The sequence below is a fragment of the Leclercia sp. M50 genome (genome assembly GCF_037150775.1).
Classification (GTDB): domain Bacteria; phylum Pseudomonadota; class Gammaproteobacteria; order Enterobacterales; family Enterobacteriaceae; genus Enterobacter.
The window spans coordinates 19,789-31,651 of sequence record NZ_JBBCPK010000008.1 but is presented as its reverse complement, the minus strand read 5'-3'; the positions used below and the strand labels follow the sequence as shown (position 1 = coordinate 31,651).

Annotated in this window: 11 protein-coding genes; 7 read left to right on the top strand and 4 right to left on the bottom strand. The window is 58.0% G+C overall.

What is annotated here, in order from left to right; all coding sequences use genetic code 11:
* Positions 1 to 30: 30 nt before the first annotated feature.
* Together rarD and yigI are read right to left on the bottom strand one after the other, a co-directional pair.
* A complete protein-coding gene (gene rarD / locus WFM46_RS03325) occupies positions 31 to 927 on the bottom strand; it encodes an EamA family transporter RarD (RefSeq protein WP_114316424.1) in 897 nt (298 codons plus the stop codon).
* A gap of 51 nt (positions 928 to 978) precedes the next feature.
* Complete coding sequence (gene yigI, locus WFM46_RS03320) at positions 979 to 1,446, bottom strand: acyl-CoA thioesterase YigI (RefSeq protein ID WP_103177439.1); 468 nt, start codon at positions 1,444 to 1,446, stop codon at positions 979 to 981.
* A 156-nt stretch (positions 1,447 to 1,602) separates the two neighbouring features.
* Here yigI and pldA point away from each other — a divergent pair, with 156 nt between their 5' ends.
* The 3 genes from pldA to rhtC all read left to right on the top strand — a co-directional run bounded on the left by pldA (position 1,603) and on the right by rhtC (position 5,066).
* Positions 1,603 to 2,463: a phospholipase A gene (pldA, locus tag WFM46_RS03315; RefSeq protein WP_103177438.1), complete on the top strand. Its 861-nt coding sequence runs from the start codon at positions 1,603 to 1,605 to the stop codon at positions 2,461 to 2,463.
* Positions 2,464 to 2,554: 91 nt separating this feature from the next.
* Positions 2,555 to 4,384 carry an ATP-dependent DNA helicase RecQ gene (gene recQ, locus WFM46_RS03310; protein ID WP_103825341.1) on the top strand — a complete coding sequence of 610 codons (1,830 nt, stop codon included), beginning with the start codon at positions 2,555 to 2,557 and terminating at the stop codon, positions 4,382 to 4,384.
* Positions 4,385 to 4,445: 61 nt separating this feature from the next.
* Positions 4,446 to 5,066 carry a threonine export protein RhtC gene (gene rhtC / locus WFM46_RS03305; RefSeq protein ID WP_336997060.1) on the top strand — a complete coding sequence of 207 codons (621 nt, stop codon included), beginning with the start codon at positions 4,446 to 4,448 and terminating at the stop codon, positions 5,064 to 5,066.
* On the opposite strand, the gene rhtB is transcribed toward rhtC, so the two are convergent.
* Entirely contained in the window at positions 5,063 to 5,683 is a 621-nt protein-coding gene (gene rhtB, locus WFM46_RS03300; protein WP_180210071.1) for a homoserine/homoserine lactone efflux protein, read from the bottom strand. The genes rhtC and rhtB overlap by 4 nt on opposite strands.
* A gap of 109 nt (positions 5,684 to 5,792) precedes the next feature.
* On the opposite strand from rhtB, the gene pldB reads away from it, so the two are divergent.
* From pldB to WFM46_RS03285, 3 genes are all read left to right on the top strand, one after another.
* On the top strand, positions 5,793 to 6,785 hold the full coding sequence (gene pldB, locus WFM46_RS03295; RefSeq protein ID WP_114316427.1) for a lysophospholipase L2: 993 nt from the start codon (positions 5,793 to 5,795) through the stop codon (positions 6,783 to 6,785).
* Positions 6,786 to 6,810: 25 nt separating this feature from the next.
* Positions 6,811 to 7,611 carry a sugar/pyridoxal phosphate phosphatase YigL gene (gene yigL / locus WFM46_RS03290; protein ID WP_103177433.1) on the top strand — a complete coding sequence of 267 codons (801 nt, stop codon included), beginning with the start codon at positions 6,811 to 6,813 and terminating at the stop codon, positions 7,609 to 7,611.
* An 82-nt stretch (positions 7,612 to 7,693) separates the two neighbouring features.
* Positions 7,694 to 8,593: a carboxylate/amino acid/amine transporter gene (locus tag WFM46_RS03285; protein WP_180210072.1), complete on the top strand. Its 900-nt coding sequence runs from the start codon at positions 7,694 to 7,696 to the stop codon at positions 8,591 to 8,593.
* Here the strand turns inward: WFM46_RS03285 and metR are convergent.
* The gene (metR, locus tag WFM46_RS03280) at positions 8,481 to 9,434 is read right to left on the bottom strand and encodes an HTH-type transcriptional regulator MetR (RefSeq protein ID WP_180210073.1); all 954 of its coding nucleotides are present in this window, start codon (positions 9,432 to 9,434) and stop codon (positions 8,481 to 8,483) included. The two genes, WFM46_RS03285 and metR, sit on opposite strands and share 113 nt — an antisense overlap.
* A gap of 117 nt (positions 9,435 to 9,551) precedes the next feature.
* Here metR and metE point away from each other — a divergent pair, with 117 nt between their 5' ends.
* Positions 9,552 to 11,813 carry a 5-methyltetrahydropteroyltriglutamate--homocysteine S-methyltransferase gene (metE, locus tag WFM46_RS03275; protein WP_336997059.1) on the top strand — a complete coding sequence of 754 codons (2,262 nt, stop codon included), beginning with the start codon at positions 9,552 to 9,554 and terminating at the stop codon, positions 11,811 to 11,813.
* Positions 11,814 to 11,863: the final 50 nt, after the last annotated feature.

Here is an 11,863-nt window from a genome sequence, read left to right as displayed (position 1 = left end):
ATAAGCGAAGCGCCATCCGGCAAAAAAGCACTACAGCCCTCTGCGCGTCCTGCGCTGGGTATAAATCGCATCCGCCACAAACACCGCCAGCGCCACCCAGATAAACGCGAAAGTCACCATCTTATCCGCACCCGGCACTTCGCCGTAGAACAGCACCGCCAGCAGGAACATCAGCGTCGGGCCGATATACTGGAAGAAGCCCAGCGTTGACAGGCGCAAGCGCGTTGCCGCACCGGTAAAGCAGAGCAGCGGGATGGTCGTGACCACACCGGCCGCCATCAGCATCACGTTCAGCGTCCACGGGTTGCTGCCCATATGGCTGGTGCTGCTGTCGGCGATAGCAAACAGATAAATGGCGGCTACCGGCAGCAGCCACAGGGTTTCAAACAGCATCCCGGTTTGCGCTTCGACGGCGATTTTTTTACGCACCAGACCATAAAAGGCGAAGCTGAACGCCAGCCCCAGAGCGATGATCGGCAGCGAGCCAAAGGTCCACAGCTGAACCAGCACGCCACAAAAGGCCAGCAGCACCGCCAGCCACTGCATCCGACGGAAGCGCTCGCCGAGGAACAACATCCCCAGCACGATATTCACCAGCGGGTTAATGAAATAGCCGAGGCTCGCCTCCAGCATATGCTGGTTGTTCACCGCCCAGATGAACAGCAACCAGTTACCGCCAATCAATACGGCGGAGAGCGCCAGCAGGAAAATTTTCTTAGGCGTTTGCAGAAGCGTTTTCACCCCTGACCACTGACGGCTTACGCTCATCAGGGCCACCATAAAGAAAAACGACCAGATCACGCGGTGAGTGAGAATTTCATCGGCAGGAACGTAGTGAATCAGCTTGAAGTAGGCGGGCGCGATACCCCAAATAAAATAAGCGGCAAGTGCGAGTAAAACGCCCTGCCGCGTCTGTTTAGCATCCATCAGGAAAATCCGTTACAAATATGTCACGCAATTTTACCTGATTTTACCCTCTCAACCCACCATATAAGTGGCAGTTGCGCTGGCGATATAGAGCTGCTCTTCGTTATGCAGTTCCACGCGGGCGACGGCGACTTTATTGCCTGCACGCAGCAGGCTGCTGCTGGCGGTGAAGCGATTGCCGCGACCCGGACGCAGATAATCGACGCGCAGGTCGATGGTTCCCATTCGCGACAGGCGCTGGCGCAGCTCATCTTCGTTAATGGTGTCGTGGCGGGTCAGGGTGCTGCCAACGCAGACCAGACCGGCTGCAACGTCGAGGGCGGAGGCAATAACGCCGCCATGCAGAATGCTTTGAGCCCAGTTACCGACCATCATTGGCTGATTGTTAAAGCTCAGTTGGGCGAAATCTTTTTCGTAGCGCTCAAGCTCCAGCCCCAGAGCACGGTTGAACGGCATGTGGTAGACGAAAATCTCGCCGACAAGCTTCAGCGCTTCTTCGGCAGTAAGCGTGGCAGACATAACACGTCACATCCTTATTGTTAAAAGAATGTTGATTTTATGCCCCATCAAATTGAATTGCCAGATTCGGAGCACAGGTGAAGCCACTCATCATTAAATATGCTAAAAGGGATCAAAATATTTCTCATTAAAACGCTTTGCAGGAGAGCAACACCGATGCGGACATATCAGGCCGTACTCATGGCGGCGGCTGCGCTGCCTCTTTCGGCATTTGCGCAGGACGCGACAACTCAGGAGGTGCCTGCCGTGCGGGGCAGCATCATCGCTAACCTGTTGGAGGAGCACGATAATCCCTTTACGCTCTATCCTTACGACAGCAATTACCTGATCTATACCGTGACCAGCGACCTCAATAAAGAGGCGATCAAAACCTATGACTGGGCCGACGATTCGCAGAAAGATGAGGTGAAATTCCAGCTGAGTCTCGCCTTCCCGCTGTGGCGCGGGATTCTGGGGCAGAATTCCATTCTGGGCGCCTCCTATACGCAGAAGTCATGGTGGCAGTTATCTAACAGCGATGAATCGTCGCCGTTCCGTGAGACCAACTACGAGCCGCAGCTGTTCCTTGGCTTCGCCACCGACTACTCGCTGGCGGGCTGGACGCTGCGGGACGTGGAGTTTGGCTACAACCATCAATCCAACGGTCGCTCCGACCCGACCTCGCGCAGCTGGAACCGTATCTATAGCCGCCTGATGGCGCAGAACGGCAACTGGCTGGTGGAGGTGAAGCCCTGGTATGTAGTGGGTAACATCGACGATAACCCGGATATCACCAAATACATGGGCTACTACCAGCTGCGGGTGGGCTATCAGCTGGGCGAAGCGGTGCTGAGTGTGAAAGGGCAGTACAACTGGAACACCGGCTATGGCGGCGCAGAGATGGGCGTCAGCTACCCGCTGACCAAACATGTTCGTCTGTATACCCAGGTCTACAGCGGCTATGGCGAATCCCTCATCGACTACAACTTCAACCAGACCCGCGTGGGTGTGGGCGTGATGCTGAACGATCTTTTCTAGCCTCCTCGAATGTTTTTCTCTTAAACGTTGAAGTTTCTCTCGCAGGCGCTGAAAATAGCGCCTGTTTTAATTTCGGGCAAATGGGGTTGATGTGGTGCAGGCGGAAGTCGTTAATCAGGAGTCGCTGGCTAAACAGGTTTTGCATGAAACCTTTGGCTATCACCAGTTCCGCCCGGGCCAGGAAACCATCATCAACACGGCCCTTGAGGGGCGTGACTGTCTGGTGGTCATGCCGACAGGCGGCGGTAAATCGCTGTGCTATCAGGTTCCCGCGCTGGTACTGAATGGCCTGACGGTGGTGGTTTCACCGCTGATCTCGCTGATGAAAGACCAGGTCGACCAGCTGCTGGCGAACGGCGTGGCGGCGGCCTGCCTCAACTCTACCCAGACCCGCGAGCAGCAGCAGGAGGTGATGGCCGGGTGCCGCACCGGGCAGGTTCGTCTGCTCTATATCGCTCCGGAGCGTCTGATGCTGGATAACTTCCTTGAGCATCTGGCACACTGGAACCCGGTACTGCTGGCGGTAGACGAAGCGCACTGTATCTCCCAGTGGGGGCATGATTTCCGCCCGGAGTATGCCGCCCTCGGTCAGCTGCGTCAGCGCTTCCCGTCGGTGCCGTTTATGGCCCTTACCGCTACCGCCGACGACACCACCCGGCAGGATATTGTCCGTCTGCTGGGGCTCAACGATCCGCTGATCCAGGTCAGCAGCTTCGACCGCCCGAACATCCGCTATATGCTGATGGAGAAATTTAAGCCCCTCGATCAGCTCCTGCGCTACGTCCAGGAGCAGCGCGGCAAATCCGGCATTATCTATTGCAACAGCCGGGCGAAGGTTGAAGACACCGCCGCCCGTCTGCAAAGCCGCGGCTTCAGCGCCGCGGCCTATCATGCGGGGCTGGAAAACCACATCCGTGCCGACGTGCAGGAGAAATTCCAGCGCGACGATCTGCAAATTGTGGTGGCGACTGTCGCCTTCGGTATGGGTATCAACAAGCCGAACGTGCGCTTTGTGGTGCATTTCGACATTCCGCGCAATATCGAATCCTACTACCAGGAGACAGGCCGTGCCGGGCGTGACGGCCTGCCCGCCGAGGCGATGCTCTTCTACGATCCGGCGGATATGGCCTGGCTACGTCGCTGCCTGGAAGAGAAACCGCAGGGGCAGTTGCAGGATATCGAGCGTCACAAGCTCAACGCGATGGGCGCCTTTGCCGAAGCGCAAACCTGCCGCCGTCTGGTGCTGCTGAACTATTTTGGCGAGGGGCGCCAGGAGTCGTGCGGCAACTGCGATATCTGCCTCGACCCGCCGAAGCAGTACGACGGGCTGATGGACGCCCGCAAGGCGCTCTCCACCATTGGCCGCGTCAATCAGCGCTTCGGGATGGGCTACGTGGTGGAAGTGCTGCGCGGCGCCAACAATCAGCGCATCCGCGAGATGGGGCATGACAAGCTGCCGGTGTATGGCATTGGCCGCGATCAGAGCCATGAGCACTGGGTCAGCGTGATCCGCCAGCTTATCCACCTGGGCTTTGCCACCCAGAACATTGCCCAGCACTCCGCGCTGCAGCTCACCGAAGCCGCCCGTCCGGTGCTGCGCGGCGAAGTCGAATTGCAGCTCGCCGTGCCGCGCGTGGTGGCGCTGAAACCGCGTGTGATGCAGAAATCCTACGGCGGCAACTATGACCGTAAGCTGTTTGCCAAGCTGCGTAAGCTGCGCAAAGCCATCGCCGACGAAGAGAATATCCCACCTTATGTGGTGTTCAACGATGCCACGCTGATTGAGATGGCCGAGCAGATGCCGCTCAGCGCCAGCGAAATGCTCAGCGTCAACGGCGTGGGCACCCGCAAACTGGAGCGCTTCGGCAAAGAGTTTATGGCGCTTATTCGTTCTCATACCGATGGTGATGATGAGGAGTAGTCAGCCCGGCAAAAAAGTGCCAGGATGATTGCTCCCTGAACTATTTCCCCGCGAGTTAATTATGTTAACCCTGTTTCTGACCGTGGCGCTGGTGCATATTGTGGCGCTGATGAGCCCTGGCCCCGACTTTTTCTTCGTGTCCCAAACGGCGGTGAGCCGTTCGCGCAAAGAGGCGATGATGGGCGTGCTGGGCATTACCCTTGGCGTTATGGTCTGGGCTGCCCTGGCCCTGCTGGGCCTGAACCTGATCCTCGCTAAGATGGCCTGGCTGCATAACATCATTATGGTCGGCGGCGGTCTCTATCTGTGCTGGATGGGCTATCAGATGCTGCGCGGGGCGTTCAAAAAAGAGGATAACGAAGCGTCTGAGCCTAAAATGGAGCTGGCGGCCAGCGGACGCAGCTTTGTGAAAGGGCTGCTGACGAACCTCGCTAATCCAAAAGCCATTATCTATTTCGGCTCGGTATTTTCACTGTTCGTGGGTGAGGATGTCGGTGCTGGGGCGCGCTGGGGCATCTTCCTGCTGATCGTCCTGGAGACGTTTGCCTGGTTCACCGTGGTGGCAAGCCTGTTTGCGTTACCCTCCATGCGACGCGGCTACCAACGTCTGGCGAAGTGGATTGACGGCATTGCCGGCGCGTTATTCGCCGGCTTCGGCATTCACCTGATCCTGTCGCGTTAAGCGTGCCTTGCTGATGCCAGCAGCGCACCCACCAACATAAACAGCGAACCGAATACTTTATTCAGGGCCTTCATCTGACGAGGCCCTTTAATCCATGCCGCAATCCGCGTAGCCAGCGTCGCATAGCCAATCATCACAATGATATCGACCACAACAGTGGTCACGCCGAGCACCACGTACTGCATGATCTGGGGCTGATGCGGCACGATGAACTGCGGAAACAGGGCGGCAAGAAAGACGATGCTCTTCGGGTTGGTCAGGTTCACAAATACCGCCCGCTTAAACAGTTTTCCACGGCTTTGCGTCTGGGCGAGCGTGTTGAGGTCAAGGGACCCTGCGGCGCGCCACTGCTGAATACCCAGCCAGATCAGATAGGCTGCCCCGGCCCATTTCAGCACTTCGAAGGCCAGCACCGAACGGGAGAAGAGCGTGCCGAGCCCCACGCCGACCAGCACAATGTGAATAGCCAGCCCGGTTTGCAAGCCGGCAATCGACGCCGCTGCGCCGCGATAGCCGTGGTTCATGGCGGTGGTCATGGTATTGATCGCCCCTGAACCCGGTGAAAGGCTGAGGATAATGGATGTCAGCAGGTAGGCGAACCACCACTCAAAGGTCATTTGAAACTCCCGAATCGTCTATTTTTATGCCACAATACGCTAATGTTGCGTCATTTTACGGCCTGTCACAAAAAAACGATATTCCTTGGCTTACAGGGGCGTAAACCCGATGTTTCAGCTGAATAAGGACTGGGAAACGCGAGAAAAGGCATTTGCTGCTTTCTCCATGGGACCGTTGACCGATTTCTGGCGCCAGCGCGAGGAAGATGAGTTTACGGGCGTTGGGGATATCCCGGTACGCTTCGTTCGTTTCCGTGATGAAAAAAATGACCGGGTGATTGTCGTCTGCCCCGGGCGTATCGAAAGCTACATCAAATATGCCGAGCTGGCGTACGATCTGTTCCATCTGGGTTTTGATGTGTTAATTATCGACCATCGTGGGCAGGGACTTTCCGGTCGGATGTTGCCGGATACCCATCGTGGCCACGTGGAAAACTTCAGCGATTACGTCGACGATCTGGCCGCATTCTGGCAGCAGGAAGTGCAGCCTGGCCCGTGGCGCAAGCGCTATATTCTTGCGCACTCCATGGGCGGCGCCATCTCTACGCTCTTTTTGCAGCGCTACGATCACCAGTGCGATGCCATTGCGCTTACCGCGCCGATGTATGGCATTGTGATACGTTTTCCGGACTGGATGGTGCGCCATCTTCTCGACTGGGCTGAGGGCCATCAGCGCATTCGTGAAGGCTACGCCATCGGAACAGGACGCTGGCGGGCTTTGCCGTTTGCCATCAACGTCTTAACCCACAGCCAGCAGCGTTATCGCCGCAACCTGCGTTTCTATGCCGATGAACCGCGCTTGCGCGTTGGCGGCCCCACCTGGCATTGGGTACGCGAAGGTATTCTGGCGGGTGAAGAGGTGTTGGCGGGTGCCGGTCAGGACGATACGCCCACGCTCATCCTTCAGGCTGAAGAGGAGCGGGTAGTGGATAACCGCATGCACGACCGCTTCTGTGAACTCCGGGCCGCAGCCGGCCACCCCTGTGAAGGGGGTAAACCGCTGGTCATAAACGGCGCGTACCATGAGATCCTTTTCGAAAAGGACGCCATGCGATCGGTCGCACTCCACGCCATCGTCGACTTTTTCGACAGGCATAACTGATATTCACCAGAGGTTAAATTTTTCTATGTACCAGGTTGTCGCGTCTGATTTAGATGGCACGCTGCTCTCCCCCGATCACACTTTATCGCCCTACGCGAAAGAGACCCTGAAACTCCTGACCGCCCGAGGCGTGAATTTTGTCTTCGCCACCGGTCGCCACCACGTTGATGTGGGGCAGATCCGCGATAATCTGGAGATCAAATCCTATATGATCACCTCCAACGGCGCCCGCGTGCACGATCTGGACGGTAATCTGATCTTCACCCATAACCTCGATCGCGACATCGCCACCGATCTGTTCGGGATCATGCACAACAACCCCGACATCATCACCAACGTCTATCGCGACGACGAGTGGTTTATGAACCGTCACCGCCCGGACGAGATGCGTTTCTTTAAAGAGGCGGTATTCAACTATTCGCTGTATGAGCCGGGTCTGCTGGAGCCGGAAGGCATCAGCAAGGTGTTCTTCACCACCGACAGCCACGAAGCGCTGCTGCCGCTGGAGCAGGCGATTAACGCCCGCTGGGGCGATCGGGTTAACGTTAGCTTCTCCACGCTGACCTGCCTGGAAGTGATGGCGGGCGGCGTCTCCAAGGGGCATGCCCTTGAAGCGGTAGCCAAACGCCTGGGCTTTGATCTTAAGGACTGCATCGCCTTTGGCGACGGCATGAACGACGCCGAAATGCTCTCCATGGCAGGCAAGGGCTGCATCATGGAAAACGCCCACCAGCGCCTGAAAGATCTGCACCCGGAGCTGGAAGTGATCGGCACTAACGGCGATAACGCGGTGCCAAAATATCTGCGTAAGCTGTTTCTTGAATAATCTTCATTTGGTTGTTTAACGTTCAGTTGTCAACCGCGGAGTTCGCTACAATGCCTGTCCATCTTTTCAAGAGACAAGCATTGTGGCGCTACTCATTATCACCACTATTCTGTGGGCCTTCTCCTTTAGCCTTATCGGTGAATATCTCGCCGGACATGTCGACAGCTATTTCTCGGTGCTGATGCGCGTGGGGCTGGCGGCGCTGGTGTTCCTGCCGTTCCTGCGTACGCGCGGACAAACGCTGAAAACCCTTCTGCTGTACATGCTGGTAGGCGCGATGCAGCTCGGCATCATGTACCTGTTCAGCTTCCGCGCTTACGTCTACCTGTCGGTATCGGAATTCCTGCTGTTTACCGTGCTCACGCCGCTCTATATCACGCTGATTTACGATCTGCTGAGCAAACGCCGTTTGCGCTGGGGCTACCTGCTGAGCGCGGCGCTGGCGGTGGTGGGTGCGGCGATCATTCGCTACGACAAAGTGAGCGACCATTTCTGGACCGGGCTGATGTTCGTCCAGCTCGCCAACATCAGCTTTGCCATCGGTATGGTGGGGTATAAGCGTTTGATGGAAACCCGCCCGATGCCGCAGCACAACGCCTTTGCCTGGTTTTATATGGGCGCGGCGATTGTGGCGGTCGCAGCATGGTTCATGCTGGGGAACCCACAAAAACTGCCGACCACGACGGTGCAGTGGAGCGTGCTGGTCTGGCTGGGAGTGGTGGCATCCGGGCTGGGTTACTTCATGTGGAACTACGGCGCCACGCAGGTGGACGCCGGGACACTCGGGATTATGAACAACGTTCACGTCCCGGCGGGCCTGCTGGTGAACCTCGCCATCTGGCAGGAACAACCGCACTGGCCGAGCTTCATTATTGGGGGGACGGTGATCCTGGCTTCACTGTGGGTGCATCGCCGTTGGGTCGCTCCGCGCTCCGGACAAACGGCAGATGATCGCAAGCGTGATTCCGCGCTGAGCGAATAAAGGCCTCGGTAACCGGTTGACGCTGCTCGCCATCGCGCACGGCGGCGTACAACCGGCTCCACAATCCCTCGCCCAGGGTTCTGGTCACTACCAGGCCCTGGCGTTCAAAGCTCTCCACCACCCAGTGTGGTAACGCGGCAATACCCATGCGGGCCGCCACCATCTGAATTAACAGCAGAGTATTGTCCACGCTTTTCAGCTGCGGGCTGATACCCGCCGGCTGCAGGAAGTGACGCCAGATATCCAGACGACTGCGCTGGACCGGGTAGATCAGCAGCGTTTCGGTCGCCAGATCTTCCGGCGTAATGCGCGTTCTGGCAGCCAGTGGATGATCCGGGGCCAGCACCAGGCGAACTTCAAAATCAAACATCGGCGAATAGTGCAGGCCACTGCGCGGCAGAATATCCGAGGTCATGACCAGATCCAGCTCGCCCTGCTGGAGTGACGGTTGCGGGTCAAAGGTCACGCCGGATTTAAAGTCCATCTCCACCTGCGGCCATCTCTGGCGGAAGTTCTCAAGCGCGGGTGTCAGCCACTGGATACAGCTGTGGCACTCAATGGCGATGCGCAGCCGGGTTTGCTGGGGCTCATGGCAGGCCTGCAACGCGCTGGCGATCTGCGGCAACACCTGATTCGCCAGCTGCAATAGCACCTCTCCCTGCGGCGTGAAGCGTAGCGGCTGACTCTTACGCACAAACAGACGAAAGCCAAGGCGCTGTTCCAGATCGCTGAACTGGTGGGAAAGGGCGGATTGCGTCTGGTGCAGCGCCGCCGCCGCCGCCGCAAGAGAGCCGCAGTTCCGCAACGCCTGGAGCGTTTTCAGGTGTTTTATCTCGATCATGAATGTCCTTCACTTCGCCATGAACAATTTGCGCTTGAGGAATATACAGTACCTACACATTATGGAAGTGTAAACATCTGGACGGCTAAATACTGAAAATTCCATAAGGGGCACATCATGACAATTCGCAACCATACCCTCGGTTTCCCGCGCGTCGGCCTGCGCCGCGAGCTGAAAAAAGCGCTCGAAAGCTACTGGGCGGGTAACGCCACCCGTGATGAACTGCTGGCGGTGGGACGCGAACTCCGTGCCCGCCACTGGGATCAGCAGAAGCAGGCGGGCATTGACCTGCTGCCGGTGGGCGATTTCGCCTGGTACGACCATGTTCTGACGACCAGCCTGCTGCTGGGCAACGTGCCGGCTCGTCATCAGAACAACGATGGCTCGGTAGATATCGACACCCTGTTCCGCATTGGCCGTGGCCGTGCGCCAACGGGTGAACCCGCGGCGGCGGCAGAGATGACCAAATGGTTCAACACCAACTACCACTACATGGTGCCGGAGTTCGTGAAGGGCCAGCAGTTCAGACTGACCTGGACCCAGTTGCTGGATGAGGTGGACGAAGCCCTGGCCCTCGGCCATCAGGTGAAACCTGTTCTGCTGGGGCCGGTAACGTACCTGTGGCTCGGTAAAGTGAAGGGCGAACAGTTTGATCGCCTGAGCCTGCTGCATGAGATCCTGCCGGTGTACCAGCAGGTGCTGGGCGAACTGGCGAAACGCGGCGTTGAGTGGGTACAGATCGACGAACCGGCGCTGGTGCTGGAGCTGCCGCAGGCATGGCTGGATGCCTTCAAACCGGCATACGACGCCCTCGCGGGCCAGGTGAAGCTGCTGCTCACCACCTATTTCGAAGGCGTGACGCCAAATCTCGATACCATCACTGCGCTGCCGGTGCAGGGGCTGCATGTTGATCTGGTGCACGGTAAAGATGACGTGGCAGAACTCCATTCCCGTCTGCCGTCCGACTGGCTGCTCTCTGCCGGGCTGGTGAACGGTCGCAACGTCTGGCGCGCCGATCTGACAGAAAAATATGGTCAGATTAAAGAGATCGTTGGCAAACGCGATCTGTGGATCGCCTCATCCTGCTCCCTGCTGCACAGCCCGATCGACCTCAGCGTCGAAACCCGTCTGGATGCCGAAGTGAAGAGCTGGTTTGCCTTTGCCCTACAAAAATGCGAAGAGCTGGCCCTGCTGCGCGATGCGCTGAACAGCGGCGATACGGCGGCGATTACCGCATGGAGCGCGCCAATTCAGGCCCGCCGCCACTCTACCCGCGTGCACAACCCGGCGGTTGAGAAACGTCTGGCCGCCATCACCGCGAAGGAGAGCCAGCGTCAGAGTCCTTATGAGGTGCGTGCTGAAGCCCAGCGTGCCCGCTTTAAACTCCCGGCCTGGCCGACCACCTCTATCGGCTCCTTCCCGCAGACCACCGAGATCCGCGGCCTGCGTCTGGACTTCAAAAAGGGCAATCTGGATGCAGGCAACTACCGCACCGGCATCGCCGAACATATCAAGCAGGCGATTGTGGAGCAGGAGCGCCTGGGGCTGGATGTGCTGGTCCACGGCGAAGCCGAGCGTAACGACATGGTGGAGTACTTCGGTGAGCATCTGGACGGTTTCGTCTTTACCCAGAATGGCTGGGTGCAGAGCTACGGCTCCCGCTGCGTGAAACCGCCGGTGGTGATCGGGGACGTCAGCCGCCCGGAAGCGATCACCGTCGAGTGGGCGAAGTATGCCCAGTCCCTGACCGACAAACCGGTAAAAGGCATGTTGACCGGGCCGGTGACTATTCTCTGCTGGTCCTTCCCGCGTGAGGATGTGACGCGTGAGACCATCGCGAAGCAGATCGCGCTGGCGCTGCGTGACGAAGTGGCGGATCTGGAAGCCGCTGGTATTGGCATTATCCAGATTGACGAACCGGCACTGCGCGAAGGGCTGCCGCTGCGTCGCAGCGACTGGGATGCCTATCTGAAGTGGGGGGTGGAAGCCTTCCGCATCAACGCTGCGGTGGCGAAGGATGAGACCCAGATCCACACCCACATGTGTTACTGCGAGTTCAACGACATCATGGACTCCATCGCCGCGCTGGATGCCGACGTGATCACCATCGAAACCTCACGCTCGGATATGGAGCTGCTGGAGTCGTTTGAAGAGTTCGACTACCCGAACGAGATCGGCCCGGGCGTCTATGACATTCACTCCCCGAACGTCCCGAGCGTAGAGTGGATTGAAGCCCTGCTGCAAAAAGCGGCTCAGCGCATTCCGGCAGAGCGCCTGTGGGTGAACCCGGACTGCGGCCTGAAAACCCGCGGCTGGCCTGAAACGCGCGCCGCACTGGCGAATATGGTGAAGGCGGCGCAGAATTTGCGTCAGGGTTAATGATATCGGCAGTTTGCCCGGTGGCGCTACGCTTACCGGGCCTACAAAAT